This is a genomic window from Streptomyces venezuelae (genome assembly GCF_008642355.1).
GTDB lineage: Bacteria > Actinomycetota > Actinomycetes > Streptomycetales > Streptomycetaceae > Streptomyces > Streptomyces venezuelae_B.
The window spans coordinates 469,733-488,553 of sequence record NZ_CP029193.1 but is presented as its reverse complement, the minus strand read 5'-3'; the positions used below and the strand labels follow the sequence as shown (position 1 = coordinate 488,553).

Below are 18,821 nucleotides of genomic sequence, written 5' to 3'. Positions count from 1 at the left end.
GAGGAGGCCATGGACACCACCCGAAGCACCCCTGAGCCGCCCCCGGGGGCGACCCCGCGCCCCGGGCCTCCAGGACAGCCGCCGCGCGGGCGACGCGCCCACGCGGGCCCGCCGGCCAACGAACACCCGCATGAGGGTGGCCAGCCCGCGCAGGCCGTGACGCACGGGGTGCCCACGCGCGCGGGGCGGTGGCGACTGCGTCCGCGCACCGTCCGGGCCAAGATCGTGTGTCTGCTGATGGTGCCCGTCGTCTCGCTCCTCGCCCTATGGGGGTACGCGACCGTCACCACCGCGCAGGACGTAGCCCGACTGCGGCAGGTCCAGCGCGCCGACACCGACGTACGCGGCCCGGTCGAGACGGCCGTCACGGCGCTCCAGACCGAACGCGTCGCCGCCGTACGGTACGCGGTCGATCCAGGGGCCGACCGCAGGGACGTGCTGGAGCGCCGGGCCGCGGACACCGACCGCGCCGTGGCAGCACTGCGCCTCGGCGACAAACGGACCGTCGCTGACGGAGCGGGCTTCCCGGAGGGGGTGGTCGACCGCCTGGAGACTTTCGTGACTGCTGTCGACGGTCTCAGACCACTACGTGGCGACGTGTTGGGCCGGCGCATGGGGTGGGATGCGACATACGGCCAGTACACAAGAGCGATCTCCCAGGCCTTCGCGGTGGGCGGAGCTCTCACCGGCATGCAGGACAGCACAGAGGGATCCCACACGCGCGTGCTGCTCGAATTCTCCAGGGCAGGGGAGATGCTGGCCCGCGAGGACGCCGTGCTTTCCGCAGCTCGAAAGGCCGGTGCCTTGCAGGGCGAGCGGCTTCGGCTGTTCACCGGGGCCGTCGACACCCGCCGGACCCTGACCGAAACAGCGGTCGTCGACCTGCGCGGTCCTGCGCGGGCGGCGTGGCGCGACCTTGAGAGCGGCAGCGCGTACGGAAACATTCGGGCAGCCGAGGACAAGATCCTCGTGGCCGAGCCAGGACGGCAGGCGCTCGCCGCGGTCCCGGCGAAGACGTGGAACGAGGCATACGCGACCGTGCGGGACGCGCTCCACGCGATCGAACAGCAAGCGGACCGAGCCGCAGCCGACCGCTCCGACCCCTTCGCCCAAGGAGTGCTCACGCCGGCCGGCGCCGCGGTCCTGCTCGGACTGGCCGCCGTCGCCGCCTCACTCGTCATCTCCGTACGCATCGGTCGAGGACTCGTGGTCGAGCTGGTGAGCCTCCGCAACGGAGCCCTGGAGATCGCACGAAGCAGACTCCCGCAGGCCATGCGCCGACTGCGCGCGGGCGAAGAGATCGACACCCGCGCGGAAGCCCCCCAGGGGCCACCAGCGGAGGACGAGATCGGCCAGGTCGCCGAAGCGCTCGGCACCGTGCACCGAGCGGCCCTGCACGCTGCCATCGAGCGTGCGGAACTCGCAAGCGGCATCTCCGGAGTGTTCGTCAATCTGGCCCGCAGGACACAGGTGCTCGTCCACCGTCAGCTGAATCTCCTCGACACCATGGAGCGCAGAGCCGACGACCCCAACGAGCTCAGTGACCTCTTCAGGCTGGACCACCTCACCACCAGGATGAGGCGCCACGCGGAAAGCCTGATCATCCTCTCCGGAGCCGCGCCCGGCCGAGCCTGGCGGACGCCCGTCTCCTTGACGAACGTCGTGCGCGCCGCCGTCTCCGAAGTCGAGGACTACGCGCGCGTGGAGGTACGACAACTCCCCACGACCTCGGTCCAGGGCACAGCGGTGGCCGACCTCACCCACCTCCTGGCCGAGCTCATCGAGAACGCCGCCCAGTTCTCGCCCCCGCACACCAAGGTTCGCGTCAGCGGCGAACCGGTGGGCAACGGCTACGCCCTGGAGATCGAGGACCGCGGGCTGGGCATGGGCAAAGAAGCGCTCGGGGAAGCCAACCGTCGCATCCAGCATTCCGAGGCGCTCGACCTGTTCGACAGCGACCAACTCGGCCTCTTCGTCGTCAGCAGGCTCGCGGCGCACCACGACGTCAAAGTGCACCTGCGCACCTCCCCATACGGGGGCACGACGGCGGTCGTCCTGCTGCCGACCGCCCTCCTGTACAGCGACACACCGCCGAAGCAGCACGTACGCGTGCACGAACCAACGGGCCACGACATGAACGCCGACTCCGTCCCGCCCTCCGCCCCCCGCGCTGCTCTGGCCGCCGCGGTCGAAGCTTCGGCGCCGTCGCCGGTCACCACGCTGCCGCTGCACCACACCATGGACACCCCCGAAACGCCGGACGAACCGCACAGCCGCGCGGATGCCCTCGAAGTCGCAGGACCCGACGCGGAGGAAGCCGCACAGGACGCATCGAGTGAACTACCGCGCCGCGTACGCCAGGCGAGCCTCGCCCCGCAATTGCGCGAACATCCGGCACAAGGCAGCGGCGGGGCAGAGGACGTCGGGAGGGACGAGCGCAGTCCCGAAGAGGTGCGCGACCGCATGGCCGCCTACCGCAACGGCTGGGCGCGCGGTGGCGGTCGGGCTCCGGGCATCGGCGGCTCGACTCCCACGCCTCCCCGGGCCGTGCCGGACAGTGACAGCCTCAAAGGAGATCCCGCATGATCCAGGACCAGAGCATCCCCACCGGACGGACCGGCGAACTCGACTGGCTGCTGGACGACCTGGTGCTCCGCGTCAGCGACGTACGGCACGCGGTGGTCCTGTCCAACGACGGACTCCCGGTCGGCGCGTCGACCGCCCTCACCCGTGAGGATGCCGAGCACCTGGCTGCCGTCGCCTCGGGCTTCCACAGCCTCGCCAAGGGGGCGGGCCGACATTTCGGTGCGGGCGGCGTGCGCCAGACCATGGTCGAGATGGACGACGCATTCCTGTTCGTGGCAGCCGCGGGTGACGGCTCCTGCCTCGCCGTACTCACCGCGGTGACGGCGGACATCGGTCTGGTGGCGTACGAAATGGCGCGCATGGTCAAGCGGGTCGGAGAGCATCTCCGCACACCGGCGCGCTTCGCAGAGCAGCCACCGGCCGCCGGATGATCCGGGGCGGTGCTACCCATGGTCGAGGACCCGAGCGGCGTCCCTGAGCAGCCGGGAAGCCAGTGGTACGACAACGAAGCCGGCCCGCTCGTCCGGCCCTACGCGATGACGGGCGGACGCACCAGACCGGGACCACGTGGCGTCCGGTTCGACCTGATCGCCCTGGTGACGCTGGACGACAGCGCGCCCGGGCTCGACGACAGCACGGCACTCGGCCCGGAACACCGGACCCTCATCGAACTGTGCCGTGCGGAGACACAGTCCGTCGCCGAACTCGCCGCGGGCGCGGATCTGCCCGTCGGCGTGGTCAGGGTGCTCTTGGGCGACCTGCTGGAAACGGGCTGCGTCAGAGTCAGCCGACCTGTGCCACCCGCACAGCTTCCCGACGAAAAGATCCTCCGAGAGGTGATCGATGGGCTCCGAGCACTCTGACGCCATGGGCACCGACACGACGGCCATGGCGCTGAAGATTCTGGTCGCGGGCGGTTTCGGGGTGGGCAAGACCACCTTGGTGGGCGCCGTCAGTGAGATCCGCCCGCTGCGCACCGAGGAACTGCTGAGCGAGGTCGGCCAGTCGGTGGACGACATCGAAGGCGTCGACCGCAAGACCACGACAACCGTGGCCATGGACTTCGGCCGCATCACCATCCACTCCGGCCTGTCGCTCTACCTGTTCGGCACTCCGGGCCAGGACCGGTTCTGGTTCCTGTGGGACGAGTTGTCACAGGGTGCCCTCGGTGCCGTGGTCCTCGCGGACACCCGGCGGCTCGAGGACTGCTTCCCCGCCGTGGACTATTTCGAGCACCGTCGCATCCCGTTCGTCGTGGCAGTCAACTGCTTCGCGCATACGCGTACGTACGGTGCGCACGAAGTGTCACGGGCCTTGGACCTCGACCGCGGAACACCGGTGGTGCTGTGCGACGCCCGGGACCGCGACTCCGGGAAGGAAGTGCTGATACGTCTCGTCGAGTACGCCGGGCGGGTCCATACCGCCCGGCTGCTCGACTCCGTCGGGTGAGGCGCCGGTGAACCAGCAGTGAGCACGTCGACCGGGCTGCGGCGTGTGCGCTGCGCTGGATGCGTCAGTCGGAGACGCCTGCGTACGCGAGTACTTTGTCGATGCGCACGCGGACCAGGAGCTCTCCCGGAACGCCGTTGCGCCTGGCGAACTCATCGGCGCGGTCCTCGCCCATGTAGCGGGCGCCGAGCCGTCCCGCCCAGTGTTGAACCTGGTCGAGATCCTCGCTCAGCTCCGCGTGCCCTTGCAGGACGACGAAGGCGAATGGCGGCTGATCGTCGTCGACGCACAGGGCCATCCGCCCGTCCCTCGCGAGGTTGCGGCCCTTGACGGTTTCCTTGCCGGTGTTGAAGACGAGATCGTCACCGTCGAGGAGGAACCAGATCGGCGCGACGTGCGGGCTGCCGTCGGCCCGGACGGTGGAGAGCTTGCCGGTGCGCGTGCCGCGCGAGACGAAGGCCCGCCATTGGTCATCGGTCATCTTCTGTGCCATGTCCTCATCATGCTTGCCGCGCCGCCGGTCGTGGGGAAGGCTGGCAGGTCAGTCCTCCAGCCAGGGGGATTCGACGCGGAACGCACACGGGGAGACATGAACATGGGGCAGAGCATGGGGCTCGGCTGGCTGCTGGACGATCTCACCCAGCGGATGGAGCACGTACGGCACGCGTTGGTGCTGTCGAACGACGGCTTGGTGACCGCCGCGAGCTCGGAACTGGAGCGGGAGGACGCGGAACACCTGGCGGCGGTCTCGTCCGGACTGCACAGCCTCGCCAAGGGTTCGGGCCGCCACTTCCACGCCGGGAACGTCCGCCAGACGATGATCGAGTTCGACGACGCGGTTCTCTTCGTCACCGCTGCCGGCGACGGCAGTTGCCTGTGCGTCCTGAGCACGGCAGAGGCGGACATGGGACAGGTCGCCTACGAGATGACGTTGCTCGTGAACCGGGTCGGCGAACATCTCAGCGTGGACGCACGGCAGCCGGAACGCACCCCGGTCGTGGACCTCTGACCTGCGCTGACGCTGCCACGCCAAGAGTTATCCACAGGCCGAGCGAGAATCGCGGGGATCGGTCTACGGTTTTTCCCGAGAGCAATTCACCACGCACGGGGGAGAACGCGATGACCGGTGGCACCATCACGCAACAGGCCGGGGGAACGACCGCTCGGCCGAGCGTCACGCCGAGCTGTGCAGCCAAGGAGCTGGGGCTGAAACGCGGAGAGTTCGATCTCGCCGTCATGCTCGGGCGCATCCGCACGGTAGGGGAAGCGCCGGGTGCGCAGCGTCGCATCACCCGCGAGGAGATCGACCGCGTGCGCGGAGACAAGAGCTGTCTCGACGCGTTGCGCAAGGGCGTCAGAGTCGTGGGCACGACGGAGGGCGCCGAGCTCATGCACATCACCACGGCGCGCTTCACCCGCCTTGCGCGCACCGGCTTCCTGACACCGGTGAAGTTCTATCTGAACAGGTATCGAACCGTCGTCTGGCTCTACCTCGCCGAAGAGCTCGAGCACTTCGCCGCTTCCGAACTCAACGCCGCGCTCCTCAAAGGCCGCCTGCCCAAAACGATGCGAGGACGGCTCGAAGAAGGCCAGGACCTGCGGGCACGCAACTGGCGGGGACGTCACACCGGCTTCCTGCTCCGGCAGTCGGAGGATCCGTGGGAGCGGGTCGCGGTCATGGCATCGCTGCTCGACCCCGTGCAGATCGCGGAGGTCGTCAGAGATCCTTATGAACGCGCCTACATCAACCGGCTCAAGCCGACGCCCCGCAGCGGCCAGGGAGCGCCCGGAACACCCGAATCCCCCGGGGCGTCCATCGTGGAGAGGCTGACGACGGCAGACGATCCCGACGAGATCCGGTGGCTGCGCTCCAGCCTCCTGATCGGCCTCGTCCAGGCCCGTGCCCAGCGTCCGGCGCCGCGGCCGTCGCGATCGGCACCGCGTGCTGACCACGAGTCGAGCAGCCACGCCACGGAATGGACGGCGCCGGGCGATACCGCAGCGGTGGAGGAGTCCCGAGGGTTCATGAAGTGGCTGCGCCGCCGCAAACCCTAGGCAGCGCTCGCCGCCGTCCCGTGCCACTCCGTCCGCGACGATGTCATTCCATTGTCGCGTCCAGGTCCTTGGCGTACTCCTCGATCGCCGGGCGGTAAGCCGCGAGCTCCGGGTCTGCGGTCGTGGTGACGAGCAGCGTCAGAAGCAGCTGCATCGCGTCGTGCGTGCGACCGGTGTTGTACAGGGCCATGGCCAGGAACGCCTTGAGCCCGTTGTCGTCGGGGAACTCGGCCACGCCGGTGGTAAGAGTGGCAACGGCCTCCTCATGACGTCCGAGGATCCGATAGGTGCTGCCCAGACCCAGAAGTGCTCCGCGGCGGTCGTCGCCCGCCAGGGCCGATCCGCTGAGCGCGCGCTCGTAGTACGGCACCGCCTCGGCCTCCAGACCCAGCGTGTCGTGGACCCACGCAGCCTGGTACGCGACCTCCGCATCCAGGGGCAGCGCGGCGGAGAGAGCGACGAGTCGCTCCCTGGCCTCCTCACGCCGACCCGCTTCACGAAGCCGCACGGCCTCCGACAACAACTGGTTCCTGTCCGCAGCCGAATGCCCGCTCAATTCCCGTCCCCTCCACAGACTCCGCAGCCCCGTCACGCCCGGGCACTTGATCGTGCCCGGAACCTATCCCGAACGGAGACACCGATGCCCGGCACATATTCCCCGTCCCCAGCCCGCGTGGGCCACTCGCCGGTCAGGCGCCGGATGTCGGGCTGTCCATGTGGCGCTCTCCGTAGGGGCGGAACAGGCCCTCCTGCACCACCGACACCAGAAGGCGTCCCTCGGTGTCGTAGATACGGCCCCGGGCGAGGCCACGGCCCCCCGTGACGATGGGGGACTCCTGGTCGTAGAGGAACCACTCGTCGGCGCGGAAGGGGCGGTGGAACCACATGGCGTGGTCGAGGGACGCCATGTCGAAGCCGCGCGGCCCCCAGAGCGGCTCGACCGGGATGCGGACCGCGTCGAGGAGCGTCATGTCGCTCGCGTAGGTCAGCGCACAGGTGTGCACGAGCGGATCGTCACCGAGCGGCCCGACGGCACGCATCCACACCGCGCTGCGCGGCTCGGCGTCCTTGATCTCCTCTGCTGTCCAGCGCAGCCGGTCGACATACCGGATGTCGAAGGGCTGGCGTCGCGCCATGCGTTCCAGCTGCTCGGGGAGCGTGCCGAGGTGCTCCTTGATCTCCTCGGCGACCGTCGGCAGCGACTCCGGGGAGGGAGCCGCCAGACGCGGCGGCAGCTGGTGTTCGAAGGCGCCCTGTTCGGGCTGATGGAAGGAGGCGGTGAGGTTGAAGATGGTGCGGCCCTGCTGGACGGCGGTGACGCGGCGCGTGGTGAAAGAACGCCCGTCCCTGACCCGCTCGACCTGGTACACGATCGGCACACCCGGACGCCCCGGGCGCAGGAAGTACGCGTGGAGTGAGTGCACCGGCCGGTCGCCCTCGGTGGTGCGGCCCGCGGCCACCAGCGCCTGGCCGGCGACCTGCCCACCGAACACGCGCTGCAAGGACTCGTTCGGGCTGCGGCCCCGGAAGATGTTGACCTCGATCTGCTCCAGGTCCAGCAGGTCGACCAACTTGTCGGCGGGATTGTTCATGGCAGTTCCTCGACTCCTGTCCGGGGCACGCGGGTCCTCGGGGCCCTCAGAGCTGACCGACGTCCGTGACCCGGACGACGGCGAGGCCCTCCTCGTCCGAAGCGGCGAGATCGACCTCCGCGCTGATGCCCCAGTCATGGTCGCCGTTCGGGTCGGCGAACGTCTGCCGGACGCGCCACAGACCGTGCTCGGGATCCTCCTCGATGCGCAGCAGCTTGGGGCCTCGGGCGTCGGGACCGGTGCCGAGATCTTCGTACTCGTCCCAGTACTTGTCCATGGCCTCGCCCCAGGCGTCCGCGTCCCACCCGGACTCGGCGTCCAGCTCGCCCAGCTCCTCGACGTGGTCGAGAGCGGCAAGCTCGACCCTGCGGAACAGCGCGTTGCGCACCAGGACACGGAAGGCGCGCGCATTGGCCGTGACCGGCTTGACCTGGTCCGCCTTCTCCTGAGCCTCCTCGGCCGTCATGACCTCGGGGTTGGCGAGCTGCTCCCACTCGTCGAGGAGGCTGGAGTCGACCTGCCGGACCATCTCCCCGAGCCAGGCGATCAGGTCCTCCAGGTCCTCGGACTTCAGGTCGTCCGGGATGGTGTGTTCCAGGGCCTTGTACGCGCTCGCGAGGTAACGCAGCACGATGCCTTCGGTGCGGGCGAGCTCGTAGAAGGACGTGAACTCCGTGAAGGACAGCGCCCGTTCGTACATGTCGCGGATGACCGACTTCGGGGACAGCGGGTGGTCGCCGACCCACGGATGGCTCGTGCGGTACGTGTTGTACGCGTGGAAGAGCAGCTCCTCCAGCGGCTTGGGGTACGTGATGTCCTGAAGCCGCTCCATGCGGTCCTCGTACTCGACGCCGTCCGCCTTCATCAGCGCCACGGCCTCGCCCCGCGCCTTGTTCTGCTGGGCCGCGAGGATCTGACGCGGGTCGTCGAGGGTGGACTCGACGACGGACACCATGTCGAGGGCGTACGACGGGGACTCGGGGTCGAGGACCTCGAAGGCGGCGAGGGCGAACGTCGACAGCGGCTGGTTGAGCGCGAAGTCCTGCTGCAGGTCGACGGTCAGGCGCACGATGCGGCCCGTGGAGTCCGGCTCGTCGAGCTTCTCCACGACCCCGCCGTCGAGCAGGGAACGGTAGATCGCGATAGCCCGGCGAATGTGCCTCAGCTGCTGCTTGCGCGGCTCGTGGTTGTCCTCGAGGAGGTGACGCATCGCTTCGAAGGCGTTGCCCGGCCGGGCGATCACGGACAGCAGCATGGTGTGCGTGACCCGGAAGCGGGACGTCAGCGGCTCGGGCTCGGAGGCGATGAGCTTCTCGAAGGTGCTCTCGGACCAGGCGACGAAGCCCTCAGGCGCCTTCTTGCGGACCACCTTGCGGCGCTTCTTCGCATCATCGCCGGCCTTCGCCAGCGCCTTCTCGTTCTCGATGACGTGTTCGGGCGCCTGTGCCACCACGAAGCCCGCCGTGTCGAAGCCCGCACGCCCGGCACGCCCGGCGATCTGGTGGAACTCCCGCGCGCGCAGCGTGCGGACACGGTTGCCGTCGTACTTGGTGAGGGCGGTGAACAGCACCGTGCGGATCGGCACGTTGACGCCGACGCCCAGGGTATCGGTGCCGCAGATGACCTTGAGGAGACCCGCCTGCGCGAGCTTCTCCACCAGACGGCGGTACTTGGGCAGCATGCCCGCGTGGTGCACGCCGATCCCGTGGCGCACGTAGCGGGAGAGGTTGCGGCCGAACTTGGTGGTGAAGCGGAAATTGCCGATCAGATCGGCGATCTTGTCCTTCTCCTCGCGCGTGCACATGTTGATGCTCATGAGCGACTGTGCGCGCTCGACCGCCTGGGCCTGGGTGAAGTGGACGATGTAGACCGGCGCCTGCCTGGTCTCCAGGAGTTCGGTGATCGTCTCGGTGATCGGCGTCAGCCGGTACTCGTACGAGAGCGGCACCGGGCGCGTTGCCGACCGCACGACCGAGGTGGGCCGGCCGGTGCGGCGCGTCAGGTCCTTCTCGAACATGGAGACGTCGCCGAGCGTCGCCGACATGAGGATGAACTGCGCCTGCGGCAGTTCGAGCAGGGGGATCTGCCAGGCCCAGCCGCGGTCCGGCTCGGCGTAGAAGTGGAACTCGTCCATCACGACCTGGCCGATGTCGGCGTCCTTGCCGTCCCGCAGCGCGATGGAGGCGAGGACCTCGGCCGTGCAGCAGATGACGGGGGCGTCGGAGTTGACGGACGCGTCGCCCGTCAGCATGCCGACGTTCTCCGTGCCGAAGAGTTTGCACAGGTCGAAGAACTTCTCCGACACCAGAGCCTTGATGGGCGCCGTGTAGAAGGTGACCTTGTCCTGGGCGAGTGCCGTGAAGTGCGCCCCCGCCGCGACCAGGCTCTTGCCGGAGCCGGTGGGCGTGGACAAGATCACGTTGGCCCCGGAGACCACCTCGATCAGCGCCTCCTCCTGGGCCGGATAGAGAGTGATGCCCTGGTCCTCGGCCCACGACGAGAAGGCTTCGAAGAGGGCATCGGGGTCGGCGTCGGGCGGCAGCTGATCGATAAGGGTCACACCCCCATCTTGCCTTCCTTCCCACCCGATCAGGGAACCGGAGGTCCCCACGAAGATCACGAACGCTACGCTGTGTCGCCGACGGGGCGTCAGACCAAGGGAAATGGGGCGGGCAACAGCCATGATGGGACCGGCACACTCACTGTCGGGAGCGGCGGCCTGGCTCGGGGTCGGCGCTGCCGCAGCAGCCGCGGGGCACACCATGCCCTGGCCGGTCCTCCTCGTAGGGGCGCTGATCTGCGCGGGAGCGGCACTCGCGCCCGATCTGGACCACAAGTCGGCGACCATCTCGCGAGCCTTCGGGCCGATCTCCCGGGGCTTGTGCGAGATCGTCGACAAGCTCTCGTACGCCGTCTACAAGGCGACCCGCAAGCAGGGGGACCCGCGTCGCTCGGGCGGGCACCGCACACTCACGCACACCTGGCTCTGGGCGGTGCTGATCGGAGCGGGCGCCTCTGCCCTCGCGATCTTCGGAGGGCGCTGGGCGGTCCTCGGGATCCTCTTCGTCCACATGGTGCTCGCGATCGAGGGCCTGCTGTGGCGGGCCGCCCGCGGGTCGAGCAGCGATGTGCTCGTATGGCTGCTCGCGGCGACGAGCGCCTGGATCCTCGCAGGGATCCTGGACAAACCGGGCAACGGTGCGGACTGGCTGTTCACCGAGCCCGGCCAGGAGTACCTGTGGCTGGGACTGCCGATCGTGCTCGGCGCCCTGGTGCACGACTTGGGGGACGCGCTGACTGTCTCCGGTTGCCCGATCCTGTGGCCCATCCCCATCGGCCGCAAGCGCTGGTACCCGGTCGGCCCGCCGAAGGTCCTGCGGTTCCGGGCCGGCAGCTGGGTCGAGCTCAAGGTGCTGATGCCGGTGTTCATGCTGCTCGGGGGAGTGGGCGGCGCGGCCGCGCTCAACTTCATCTGAGGCGTCCCCGAGGCTGTGGGAGACGCCGTGGTTCGGACGACGGTCGGGTCGGCCGCGTCGGCGGTGCCTCATGCGTCGTCTGGCTGGCTGCCGGGCCCGGAGCGCCGCTGTTCGCCGAGGCCGGAGTCCCGCTGTTCGCCGTGCCAGGAGTGCCACAGCGCGGCGTAGGCGCCGTCGGCCTCGACGAGCTCCTCGTGGGAGCCCAGCTCGGTCACCCGGCCGTCCTGCATCACCGCCACCCGGTCCGCGTCGTGGGCCGTCTGCAGACGGTGGGCGATGGCGATGACGGTGCGTCCGCGCAGGACCGCCGCCAGGGCTCGCTCGGTGTGCCGTGCCGTCGTCGGGTCCAGAAGCGCGGTGGCCTCGTCGAGGATCAGCGTGTGCGGGTCGGCGAGCACGACTCGGGTCAGCGCCAATTGCTGCGCCTGCGCTCCGTGCAGCTGGTGACCCCCCGGGCCGAGCTCGGTGTCGAGACCGTCCGGGAGGTCATCAGACCAGTCGACGCCTACCGCGGTGAGGGCTGCTCCGAGTTCGGCGTCCGTGGCGGACTCCGCCGCTATCAGGAGGTTGTCCCTGACAGTGCCGAGGAACACGTGGTGCTCCTGGGTGACGAGGGCGACCTGCCGTCGCAGCCGGTTCGGGGGCAGGTCGGCGATCGGCACGCCACCGACGGTCACCGTTCCGTCGAGGGGAGTGTCGATACCGGCCAGGAGCCGGCTCAGGGTGCTCTTTCCCGCCCCCGACGGTCCGACGATCGCGAGTCGCTCGCCGGGATGCACGGACAGAGTGACCCCACGCAGGACGTCGCCCCCGCTGCCGTACGCGAAGCGCACACCCTGCACCTCGATGCGGTCGCCAACAGGGGCGCTGTCCGGGGAGGGGGAAGGTCCGGCGGACGGCGCAGCAGCGGCAGCCGGATCCGGAGCCGGAGCGGAGCGCTCGGAAGGTCCCGTGGGCGCGGCGGCCAGTCCTTCGACGCGCGCGAAGGACGCGCCGCTGGCCTGGAGCCGTTCGACCTGCTGAAGGATCGTGTCCAAGGGCTGGGAGAGCTGCTGCAGGTACAGGGCAGCGGCGACCACGGTGCCAAGACTCACAGACCCCTGTTGATGCAGCACGCCGCCGAGGATCAGCACGGCGACGACCGGGACCGCGTACGAGATGTCGATGGAGGGGAACAGGACGCTGCGCAGGAACAGCGTCCGGTCCTGGGCGGAGACGCACCGTTCGATCTCCGCCTCACTGTCCGCGACACGGCGCTCGCGCAGCCGCAGGGCCTCGACGGTGCGGGCTCCGGAGGCGGTGGCCGCGAGCACTTCCGCCAGTGCGGAGTGGGCCGCGCCCTGCTCCAGGTAGGCGGTGCGGGCACGGCGCAGGTACCAGCGGGTGGCGAACCAGATGCCTGTGAGGCCGAGCACCCCACAGGCGCCGAGCAGCGGGTCGAGGAGAAAGACCGCGGCAAGGATGAAGAGCGCCTGCACCGCGGCGACGAACACGTCGGGGCCGGTGTCGCGCAGCATCTGTCCGGCGGTCGCGACGTCAGTGGTGCCGCGGGCCGTCAGATCGCCCGCACCGGCCCGTTCCACGATCGAGGCGGGCAGCGCGAGTGCCCGGTCGACGAACTGTTCACGGATGCGGGCGAGGGTCCGCTCGCCGAAGCGGTGGGCGAGGTAGCGGGCGTGGCGTGCCAGGAGGAGCTGGGCGAGGGCGCCGGCCAGGATGCCGAGGGCCAAGCGGTCCACTGTATCGACGCCACCGCCGTCCTTGACCGTGTTGATGATGCGCCCGAGGAGCCAGGGGCCGGTGAGGCCCGCTGCCGCCGCGAGCGCGTTGAACGCGATCATCGTGGCGAACGCGCCGGTGTCCTGGCGTATGAGGTGGACGGCGGCGCGGCGGACCTGGCGGCGATCGGCCACGGGCAGCTGACCGGACGCGGGGTTCATGGCGGCCGGGCCTCGGTGGGGCGACGTCATCGGAGTGCCTCATGAGTCGGCTCGTCGGAGGGGCGAGGGCGGGTGCGGCGCTCCGCTGCGCGCTGCTCTTCCGTCTCGTGGCTCTCGTCCTTTGCGCCCTTGTCGGTGCCGCGCGACACCAGGCGTCGGTAGGCCGGGGCGCGGGCGAAGAGGTCGGCGTGGCTGCCGGTCGCGGCCACCCGGCCGTCGACCACGTGAAGGACGACGTCGGCCTGGTCAAGGACGAGGGGGGACGTGGTGGTGACGAGAGTGGTGAAGCCTGTGCGGGCGGTGCGGAGCCGGGCCGCCATGTTCGCCTCGGTGTGCGCGTCGACCGCGGAGGTCGGTTCGACGGCCAGGAGCACTTCCGGTTCGGCGAGCAGGGCCCGGGCCAGGCGGACACGCTGACGCTGCCCGCCGGACAGGTTGCGGCCGTGGGAGTCGAGCGTGGCGTCGAGCCCGTCCGGCAGGCCGAGCACGATGTCGCGGGCCATGGCCGCGTCGACCGCTCGGGAGATGGCCTCCTCGTCCGAAGCGCACCGGCCGGCGACGGCCGCGCGCAACGTGCCGGCGAAGAGGTCGGCCTCGTTGTCCGCCACCAGGATGCGAGTGCGGACCTCGTCCAGGGCGACGTCGTCCAGGCGCACCGACCCCCAGGTGGCAGGGGAAGAAGTGAAGCGGCCCAGGCGGTCGACGATGTCCGTGGCATCGGAGGCACGGGAACTGGCCAGCGCGGTGAGGCGTCCGGGCACGACCTCCACACCGGACAGCGGGTCGCGCAGCACCGACGGCTCCTTCGGGCCGGGCACCGGCTCCGCACGCGCGGGAGGCTCCCCGTCCACGGGGGCCAGGTTCAGGAAGTCCACGACCCGCCGCGCCGCGACCAGGCCTCGGCCGATGTCGTAGCTGCCTTCGATGAGGAACATCACGGGCATGACGAGGACGGCGACGTAGCCGTAGACGGCCACCAACTCGCCCACCGTGATGCTGCCCTGGGCGGCCATGCGCGCGGCGAGCCACGTCACGGCGGCCAGGAACAGGGTGGGCAGGCCGATGCCGAACGCCTGGATCCAGCTCATGCTCGAACCGACCCGGTAGCCCTCGTCACGGAGCCGACGCGAGCCCTCGCGGTACCGGCTCGCGAACACCTCCTTGCCGCCGAGGCCATTGAGGACACGGAGGCCGCCCGCGAGGTCGCCGAGAATCGCGGCGAGGGCGCCCTGACGTTCCCGGTAGGCCGCCTCGGCCCCCTGCAGACGGCCGAGGAAGGGGCCGATCAGCACGGCGAGCAGGGGCACGCCCACCAGCACGACGACGGCGAGCAGCGGAGAGACGGACAGGAGCAGCGCGGCCACCACGAAGTAGGCGATCACCGCGCCCACTCCGGGACCCGTCACGGTCAGGGTCTGACTGATCACACCCACATCGGAGTGACCGATCGTGACGACCTCGCCGGCCGAGACCCGGCGGGGCAGGGCCGCACCGAGCCGGGTCGCGTGGTCGACCACGACGCGCACCGTACGGAAGTAGGCGTCGAGCCGGATCCGGGTCATGGTGCGGTGCCGCATGATCGCCAGCCAGGCGTTGAGGAGCCCGATGCCGAACAGTGCCGCGCACCAGCCGATGAGGGCGGAGCGGTCGCCCGGTCGCAGACCGTCGTCGATGGCACGGGACAGGACGTACGGGGGAAGGGTCAGGCAGACCATCCACGCGCTGCCCAACACGGCTCCGATGAGCACACGTTGCGGCTGGCTGACGATCACCCACCAGAGGTAGCGGGCAGGCCCGCGCCGGTCGGGGACGCCGGGATCCGTGGATGGTGCAGCCATCCCCGTACCCTAACCACCCGCGCACCAGCGGTGACAGGACGCCCTGGGGCAGGTCACCTATCCGTGCCAGGACCGCCACAGCGCCGCGTACGCGCCGTCCGCCGCCACCAGTTGATCGTGGCTGCCCAGTTCCGCGATCCGGCCGCTCTCGACCACCGCGATGACATCCGCGTCGTGCGCGGTGTGCAGCCGGTGGGCGATAGCCACGACGGTGCGGCCATCCAGCACGCGGGCGAGGGAACGCTCCAAGTGCCGTGCCGCGCGCGGGTCGAGGAGCGATGTCGCCTCGTCCAGAACCAGCGTGTGCGGGTCGGCGAGGACGAGGCGCGCCAGAGCGATCTGCTGCGCCTGTGCGGGCGTCAGCGCGTAACCGCCCGAGCCGACCTCGGTGTCGAGGCCCTCGTCGAGGCCGCGTGCCCAGTCGGCCGCGTCGACCGCGCCGAGCGCCGCCCACAGTTCGGCGTCCCTGGCCCCGGTCCTGGCCAGGAGGAGGTTGTCGCGCAGGGAGCCAACGAAGACGTGATGTTCCTGGTTGACCAGAGCCACATGGGCGCGCACCTGCTCGGCGGGCATCGCCGACAGCGCGGCGCCGCCGAGGGTGACGTTCCCGGTACGCGGACCGTAGATCCCGGCGAGGAGCCTGCCCAGCGTCGACTTGCCGGCGCCCGACGGGCCGACCAGGGCGACCCGGGAACCGGGTTCGACCGCGAGGGATACCTGGCGGAGGACGTCGACGCCCGCGCGGTAGCCGAAGTGCACGTCGTCTGCGCGGACATCGCGTCCGTCCGGGGCGACGGAGGGATCACCGGCATCCGGCTCGATGTCGCGCACACCGACGAGCCGGGCCAGGGACACCTGGGCGACCTGCAGCTCGTCGTACCAGCGGAGGATGATCCCGAGCGGGTCGACGAGCATCTGGGCGATCAGGACGCCGGTGGTGAGCTGCCCCACCCCGATCCAGCCCTGGAGGACGAAGACACCACCGATCATCAGGGTCGAGCACAGCACGGTCGTGTGCGTGAGGTTGATGACCGGGAAGAGGACCGACCGCAGATAGAGCGTGTAGCGTTCCCAAGCCGTCCATTCCGCGATGCGGCGCTCCGACAGCTCGATGCGGCGGCGGCCGAGGCGGTGCGCCTCGACGGTGCGGCCCGCGTCGACGGTCTCGGTGAGAGCGGCGGCCACGGCGGCGTAACCGGCGGCTTCGGAGCGATAGGCGGCGGGCGCCCGCTTGAAGTACCAGCGGCAGCCCACCACGAGGAGCGGCACGGCGACGAGCACGGCGGGCGCCAGCGGCGGCGCCGTCACGACGAGTCCGCCGAGCAGCAGCACCACCCACACCACACCGATGGCGAGCTGCGGCACCGCTTCGCGCATGGCGTTGGCGAGACGGTCGATGTCCGTGGTGATGCGCGAGAGGAGGTCTCCGGTACCGGCGCGCTCCAGGACGCCGGGCGGCAGCCCGACGGACCGCACCAGGAAGTCCTCGCGCAGGTCCGCCAGCATCTGCTCGCCGAGCATCGCGCCGCGCAGCCGCACTTCCCTCACGAACAGCGCCTGCACGAGCAGGGCCACCACGAACAGGGCGATCGTGAACTCCAGATGGAGGTCACGCGCACCGTCCGACACCTTCTCGACCAGGTCGCCGAGGAGATAGGGGCCGACCATCGAGGCGACGACGGCGAGTGTGTTCACCAGGATGAGCAGGAGGAAGGCCCCACGATGGCGCTTGAACAGTTCGGTGACGTAGGCGCGTACGGTCGCGGCCGAGCCGACGGGCAGGGTCTCCGCCGTCGTGGGGGCCGCCGGATCGTGTGCCGGGGGCGCCAGGCCGATCATGCCGTCTCCTCGATGTCGAGTTCGGTCAGGAAGTCCGTGTCCCGGTCGACGACGCGTTCCGCGTCGGTCTCCCGGGTGACGACCGCGCGGTATCGCGGTTCGGTGTGCACCAGTTCGCGGTGCGCACCGACCGCCGCGACCTCGCCGTCGGCAAGGAAGACGACGCGCTCGGCGCGGTCCAGGAGCAGCGGCGACGAGGTGAGGACCACGGTGGTGCGTCCTTCGCGCAGGTGCCGGATGCCGTCGGCGATCCGGGCCTCCGTGTGCGAGTCGACGGCGGACGTCGGCTCGTCGAGCACCAGCGCCTCCGGGTCGGTGACCAGGGAGCGGGCGAGGGCGAGGCGTTGGCGTTGGCCTCCGGAGAGGGAGCGGCCGCGTTCCGTGAGGTGGGCGGTCATCGGGTCGTCGCCGGCCGACGCCTGGGTGAGTGCGTCCAGGACGTCGGAGCACTGGGCCGCGTCGAGCGCCTCCTCGGGGTTGACGGCTCCTGACGCCGGTACGTCGAGGAGCTCGCGGAGCGTTCCGGAGAGGAGGACGGGGTCCTTGTCCTGGACCAGGACGGCGGTGCGGGCGATGGCCAGTGGCAGGTCGTCCAGCGGTATGTCGCCGAGGCGCACGGACGGCATGTCCACGGCGTCGTCGAACGCGGGGTGCCCGCCGAGACGTTCGGCGAGGCGGCCTGCCTCGTCCGGGTCGCCGCAGACCACGGCGGTGAGCCGTCCTGCGGGCGCGAGCAGTCCGGTCGCCGGGTCGTACAGGTCGCCGGTGGGCGGGAGGGAGTCGTCGGCGGGAGGCTGTGCCATCACAGGAGCCATGGCCTCCCCGCGCTCAGACCCGTCCCGCGAACGGGAGACGGTACTCTCCGCCGTCCGTTGGAGCGACAGCACGCGGGCCGCCCGCTTCGCGGAGGGCCGCGAGAAGGAGTACGCCATGGCGATCTCTTCGAAGTGCCGCAGCGGGTAGTTGAGGATCATGATGGCGCTGTAGACGGTGACGAGCTCACCGACCGTGACGCGGCCCTCGCGGGCGAGGTGCACGCCCTGCCAGACGACCGCGATCAGCAGCAGGCCGGGCATCAGGACCTGAATGGCCGAGATGACCGCCCACATGCGGGCGCTGCGGACGGCGGCGGTGCGGACTTCCTGTGAGGCGGTGCGGTACCGGTCGAGGAAGAGTTCCTCGCCGCCGATGCCGCGCAGCACCCGCAGTCCGGCGACGGTGTCCGATGCCAGCTCGGTGGCCCGGCCCGCCTTCTCACGCTGGTGGTCCGCGCGGCGGGTGGCGCGGGGCAGCAGCGGAAGGACGGCGAGCGCGAGCACGGGGATGCCGAGCGCGACGATGACACCGAGAGCGGGCTGGTAGACGAGGAGGCCGACACAGACGAGGACGACGGTGAGCGCGGCCGCGGCGAAACGCGACAGGGCCTCCACGAACCAGCCGATCTTCTCGACGTCGCCGGTGGAGACGGCGACGACCTCGCCCGCAGCGACGCGTCGGGTGAGCGCGGAGCCGAGCGCGGCGGTCTTGCGCGCGAGGAGTTGCTGCACGCGGGCCGCGGCGGTGATCCAGTTCGTGACCGCGGTGCGGTGCAGCATCGTGTCGCCCAGCGCGATGGCGATGCCGAGGAGGACGATCAGCGCGCCCGCGAGGGCGAGCCGCCCGCCGGACCGGTCGAGCACGGCCTCGACGGCGACGCCGACCATGTACGGCAGGCCCGCGATGGAGCCGAAGTGCAGCAGGCCCCAGGCGAGGGACCTGAGTTGTCCGCCGAGCTGGTTGCGGCCCAGCCACAGCAGGAAGCGTGGCCCCGACCGGGCATCGGGGACGCCGGGGTCGGGATACGGAAGGTCGCGAATCTGCATGACGTCCCAGGAATCGGTGCGGGGGCCGTCGCCCGGGCGAATGCGGAGCGGGAGCGCACGGCGGTTGCAAACCGTGAAAGGTTCGCCTCACGCGGTGGCCCGAGGCAAACGGTTTTCCGCCCTGAGGTAAAGAATCGGCCCGGTCGCGGCGTGGGCAGCGGGGCTTGACGGGGGTTCCGCGGAC

15 protein-coding genes are annotated in these 18,821 nt (G+C 70.4%); 7 read left to right on the top strand and 8 right to left on the bottom strand.

Features of this window, described 5'->3' with window-relative positions; all coding sequences use genetic code 11:
- The first annotated feature begins 9 nt into the window (after positions 1-9).
- The 4 genes from DEJ47_RS02115 to DEJ47_RS02100 are packed head-to-tail and all read left to right on the top strand — an operon-like array spanning position 10 to position 4,035.
- On the top strand, positions 10-2,586 hold the full coding sequence (locus tag DEJ47_RS02115) for a nitrate- and nitrite sensing domain-containing protein (protein ID WP_150164353.1): 2,577 nt from the start codon (positions 10-12) through the stop codon (positions 2,584-2,586).
- Complete coding sequence (locus DEJ47_RS02110; protein WP_150164351.1) at positions 2,583-3,017, top strand: roadblock/LC7 domain-containing protein; 435 nt, start codon at positions 2,583-2,585, stop codon at positions 3,015-3,017. The genes DEJ47_RS02115 and DEJ47_RS02110 overlap by 4 nt, the downstream gene beginning before the upstream one ends.
- A gap of 18 nt (positions 3,018-3,035) precedes the next feature.
- A complete protein-coding gene (locus DEJ47_RS02105) occupies positions 3,036-3,449 on the top strand; it encodes a DUF742 domain-containing protein (RefSeq protein ID WP_150164349.1) in 414 nt (137 codons plus the stop codon).
- Positions 3,430-4,035 (top strand): GTP-binding protein, encoded by a 606-nt coding sequence (locus DEJ47_RS02100; RefSeq protein ID WP_150164347.1) that lies wholly within the window; start codon positions 3,430-3,432, stop codon positions 4,033-4,035. Before DEJ47_RS02105 ends, DEJ47_RS02100 begins: the two co-directional genes overlap by 20 nt.
- A 64-nt stretch (positions 4,036-4,099) precedes the next feature.
- On the opposite strand, the gene DEJ47_RS02095 is transcribed toward DEJ47_RS02100, so the two are convergent.
- Entirely contained in the window at positions 4,100-4,528 is a 429-nt protein-coding gene (locus DEJ47_RS02095) for a PPOX class F420-dependent oxidoreductase (RefSeq protein ID WP_150164345.1), read from the bottom strand.
- Positions 4,529-4,630: 102 nt separating this feature from the next.
- Between DEJ47_RS02095 and DEJ47_RS02090 the strand changes: the two genes are divergently transcribed.
- Entirely contained in the window at positions 4,631-5,044 is a 414-nt protein-coding gene (locus DEJ47_RS02090) for a roadblock/LC7 domain-containing protein (protein WP_150164343.1), read from the top strand.
- Positions 5,045-5,154: 110 nt separating this feature from the next.
- Positions 5,155-6,090, top strand: coding sequence for a DUF6397 family protein (locus DEJ47_RS02085; protein WP_150164341.1), 936 nt, complete (start codon positions 5,155-5,157; stop codon positions 6,088-6,090).
- A 43-nt stretch (positions 6,091-6,133) separates the two neighbouring features.
- Here DEJ47_RS02085 and DEJ47_RS02080 read toward each other — a convergent pair whose 3' ends face one another.
- The 3 genes from DEJ47_RS02080 to DEJ47_RS02070 form a co-directional block, all read right to left on the bottom strand.
- Positions 6,134-6,613, bottom strand: a complete 480-nt coding sequence (locus tag DEJ47_RS02080; RefSeq protein WP_411757264.1) for a tetratricopeptide repeat protein — start codon at positions 6,611-6,613, stop codon at positions 6,134-6,136.
- Positions 6,614-6,779: 166 nt separating this feature from the next.
- On the bottom strand, positions 6,780-7,682 hold the full coding sequence (locus DEJ47_RS02075) for an acyl-CoA thioesterase (protein ID WP_150164337.1): 903 nt from the start codon (positions 7,680-7,682) through the stop codon (positions 6,780-6,782).
- A 46-nt stretch (positions 7,683-7,728) separates the two neighbouring features.
- On the bottom strand, positions 7,729-10,365 hold the full coding sequence (locus DEJ47_RS02070) for a DEAD/DEAH box helicase (protein ID WP_223828193.1): 2,637 nt from the start codon (positions 10,363-10,365) through the stop codon (positions 7,729-7,731).
- On the opposite strand from DEJ47_RS02070, the gene DEJ47_RS02065 reads away from it, so the two are divergent.
- The gene (locus DEJ47_RS02065; RefSeq protein ID WP_150164335.1) at positions 10,364-11,158 is read left to right on the top strand and encodes a metal-dependent hydrolase; all 795 of its coding nucleotides are present in this window, start codon (positions 10,364-10,366) and stop codon (positions 11,156-11,158) included. The genes DEJ47_RS02070 and DEJ47_RS02065 overlap by 2 nt on opposite strands.
- 68 nt (positions 11,159-11,226) lie before the next feature.
- On the opposite strand, the gene DEJ47_RS02060 is transcribed toward DEJ47_RS02065, so the two are convergent.
- From DEJ47_RS02060 to DEJ47_RS02045, 4 genes are read right to left on the bottom strand one after another with little or no spacing between them, the layout of a single operon-like run.
- Positions 11,227-13,128, bottom strand: a complete 1,902-nt coding sequence (locus DEJ47_RS02060) for an ABC transporter ATP-binding protein (protein ID WP_223828192.1) — start codon at positions 13,126-13,128, stop codon at positions 11,227-11,229.
- Positions 13,125-14,936: an ABC transporter transmembrane domain-containing protein gene (locus DEJ47_RS02055; protein WP_150164333.1), complete on the bottom strand. Its 1,812-nt coding sequence runs from the start codon at positions 14,934-14,936 to the stop codon at positions 13,125-13,127. Before DEJ47_RS02055 ends, DEJ47_RS02060 begins: the two co-directional genes overlap by 4 nt.
- Positions 14,937-14,993: 57 nt before the next feature.
- A complete protein-coding gene (locus DEJ47_RS02050) occupies positions 14,994-16,775 on the bottom strand; it encodes an ABC transporter ATP-binding protein (RefSeq protein ID WP_150164331.1) in 1,782 nt (593 codons plus the stop codon).
- Complete coding sequence (locus DEJ47_RS02045) at positions 16,772-18,637, bottom strand: ABC transporter transmembrane domain-containing protein (RefSeq protein ID WP_150164329.1); 1,866 nt, start codon at positions 18,635-18,637, stop codon at positions 16,772-16,774. The genes DEJ47_RS02050 and DEJ47_RS02045 overlap by 4 nt, the downstream gene beginning before the upstream one ends.
- Positions 18,638-18,821: the final 184 nt, after the last annotated feature.

Coding starts and splice junctions, on each gene's coding strand:
- DEJ47_RS02115 (WP_150164353.1), top strand. CDS start 10: ATGGACACCACCCGAAGCACCCCTGAGCCGCCCCCGGGGGCGACCCCG.
- DEJ47_RS02110 (WP_150164351.1), top strand. CDS start 2,583: ATGATCCAGGACCAGAGCATCCCCACCGGACGGACCGGCGAACTCGAC.
- DEJ47_RS02105 (WP_150164349.1), top strand. CDS start 3,036: ATGGTCGAGGACCCGAGCGGCGTCCCTGAGCAGCCGGGAAGCCAGTGG.
- DEJ47_RS02100 (WP_150164347.1), top strand. CDS start 3,430: ATGGGCTCCGAGCACTCTGACGCCATGGGCACCGACACGACGGCCATG.
- DEJ47_RS02095 (WP_150164345.1), bottom strand. CDS start 4,528: ATGGCACAGAAGATGACCGATGACCAATGGCGGGCCTTCGTCTCGCGC.
- DEJ47_RS02090 (WP_150164343.1), top strand. CDS start 4,631: ATGGGGCAGAGCATGGGGCTCGGCTGGCTGCTGGACGATCTCACCCAG.
- DEJ47_RS02085 (WP_150164341.1), top strand. CDS start 5,155: ATGACCGGTGGCACCATCACGCAACAGGCCGGGGGAACGACCGCTCGG.
- DEJ47_RS02075 (WP_150164337.1), bottom strand. CDS start 7,682: ATGAACAATCCCGCCGACAAGTTGGTCGACCTGCTGGACCTGGAGCAG.
- DEJ47_RS02065 (WP_150164335.1), top strand. CDS start 10,364: ATGATGGGACCGGCACACTCACTGTCGGGAGCGGCGGCCTGGCTCGGG.
- DEJ47_RS02070 (WP_223828193.1), bottom strand. CDS start 10,365: ATGGCTGTTGCCCGCCCCATTTCCCTTGGTCTGACGCCCCGTCGGCGA.
- DEJ47_RS02060 (WP_223828192.1), bottom strand. CDS start 13,128: ATGACGTCGCCCCACCGAGGCCCGGCCGCCATGAACCCCGCGTCCGGT.
- DEJ47_RS02055 (WP_150164333.1), bottom strand. CDS start 14,936: ATGGCTGCACCATCCACGGATCCCGGCGTCCCCGACCGGCGCGGGCCT.
- DEJ47_RS02050 (WP_150164331.1), bottom strand. CDS start 16,775: ATGATCGGCCTGGCGCCCCCGGCACACGATCCGGCGGCCCCCACGACG.
- DEJ47_RS02045 (WP_150164329.1), bottom strand. CDS start 18,637: ATGCAGATTCGCGACCTTCCGTATCCCGACCCCGGCGTCCCCGATGCC.